Source organism: Thermogutta sp., from assembly GCF_014359955.1.
GTDB lineage: Bacteria > Planctomycetota > Planctomycetia > Pirellulales > Thermoguttaceae > Thermogutta.
Window position 1 is genome coordinate 1 of the sequence record NZ_JACIYL010000876.1, and the last position, 1,734, is coordinate 1,734.

The 1,734-nt window shown below is 57.6% G+C and carries 2 protein-coding genes; one reads left to right on the forward strand and one right to left on the reverse strand.

The genetic code is table 11. The annotated features are described in order from the left end of the window. Positions 1-91: 91 nt before the first annotated feature. Positions 92-751: a phosphoribosylglycinamide formyltransferase gene (gene purN / locus H5U08_RS17795; RefSeq protein ID WP_297036191.1), complete on the reverse strand. Its 660-nt coding sequence runs from the start codon at positions 749-751 to the stop codon at positions 92-94. A 388-nt stretch (positions 752-1,139) separates the two neighbouring features. On the opposite strand from purN, the gene H5U08_RS17800 reads away from it, so the two are divergent. After that, complete coding sequence (locus tag H5U08_RS17800) at positions 1,140-1,691, forward strand: sigma-70 family RNA polymerase sigma factor (protein WP_297036194.1); 552 nt, start codon at positions 1,140-1,142, stop codon at positions 1,689-1,691. The last annotated feature ends 43 nt before the right edge of the window (positions 1,692-1,734 follow it).

The window sequence follows — 1,734 nt, forward strand, 5'->3', positions numbered from 1 at the left end:
CACTTGGGATATCGGGCGCGCGAGCAGCGTGGTACTCAAGCAGCTCGCGCGTGAGTACGCAGGTTGTACGGCCCGCCTGGCCTGGAGAGCATCAAGCCGGGGCGGGCTGCTCCGGCCTTGCCGGTAAAATACGCACCCGGCGTCCCACCACCTGGATGCGATTCTCGGCGAGGAGCTGGAGTGCCTCGATGAGGGCCTCTGTCTCCAGTTTGAGCACGCGGGCCTCCAGCTTTTCCACCGTGTCGTCAGGCTCCACCGGGGTCCATTTCTGAATGATCACCGGGCCGTTGTTGTACTCCTGATCGAGGAAGAACACTGTGCAGCCGGTGACCTTGACCCCATGTTCGAGTACCGCCTCGTGGACCCGACGGCCAAAGTACCCCTGCCCGCAAAACGCCGGGGCCAGAGCCGGATGAGTCCCGATCACGCGGTTCTGAAATTCGGGAGTGATCGTGAGGCGGATAGCAAATCCCGCCATGATGATGTACTCGGCCCCCACCTCCTTGCACCGCTGATAGATTGCGGCACTGTAGGCATCAGAGGAGTCGTAATCTTTTCTTTCAATGACCTCCGCCGGAATACCCATGAATTCCGCATACTGAAGCCCGCTGGCGTTGGGGGTGCTGGCAATGACCAGCCGCACGTCGATCGGCACCCGACCTTCGTCAACGGCCTTGAGGAGATCACGGAGCGTTCTTCCCGTCCCGGAAATCAGCACAGCTACAGGCAAGATACGGGTATCACCGACCATACCCAGCTCCTCGTAAAGCTCAGCATATGAAATAGAGTCATCCGCGGGGCCCTTTCAGCCGGTTCATTGTATCAGAAAATGCGAAGCTCCAACGACATGCAGCGCCGTAGCAACACTCACAAGGCATAACGACGCACATTCTGCCTGCTATCAATGTACTTCTGCTGTATTTTTGAAATAAGGATGTCCTGTTTCGCCGGCGGGAAGGGAATAAAGTTTATGGCGGGCAGGGACCGCAAAGAGCCGCCTGGACAGGGAGTCCCTCGAGTTCGTTTCGGAAGCGGCCTGAAGGGACCCGGGATACTGGTGGTGCAAAATCAGAGGATTAAACCTGGTTGCATCGAAAAGAAGACAACTGGCCTGCAGGTTAACAGCGCGGAAAGGCTGAGTGTTGCAGTCGGGGACGGAAGGCCAAAACGAGAGCAGAAACGAAATTTTCGTCCGGCTTCTGGCGGGGATTCAGCGCAAGCTGTTCCTTTACGTCATGGTGCTTGTGCCTGACCCCCAGGAGGCCGAGGAGATTGTTCAGGACGTCAGCGTCGTCCTGTGGCGGCGATTTGAGGATTTCCGTCCAGAAGAGGACTTTTTCCGATGGGCATGCGGGATTGCCCGCAATGAAGTCCTCAAACACCGGGAGCGCTTGACGCGCTCGGCGAGGTTATTCTCGCCGGAGTTTTTGGAGCAGATTGCCAACCACGCGGTCCATGTTGTGGAGACCGTGGACGAAAGACGGGAAGCCTTGCGACAGTGCCTCCAGGAATTGCAACCGCACCATCGCGAGTTGCTGAACCAAAGATACTTCCAGCAGATGAGCACCGAGCAGATCGCTCAACTCCGTGGAAAGTCGGTCGAGGCCGTGCGGCGGATGCTCCACCGTATTCGCATGGCCGTGTTGAAATGCATCCAGCACAAATTGCGAACGGCGGAAGAAACCGCATGAAATTGCCGTGACGAACTTCCGCATCGGTTGAAACGCCCATGAC

Bases quoted from the DNA above. Each gene is read 5' to 3' on its own strand.
- purN (WP_297036191.1), bottom strand. From the start codon at position 751: ATGGTCGGTGATACCCGTATCTTGCCTGTAGCTGTGCTGATTTCCGGG.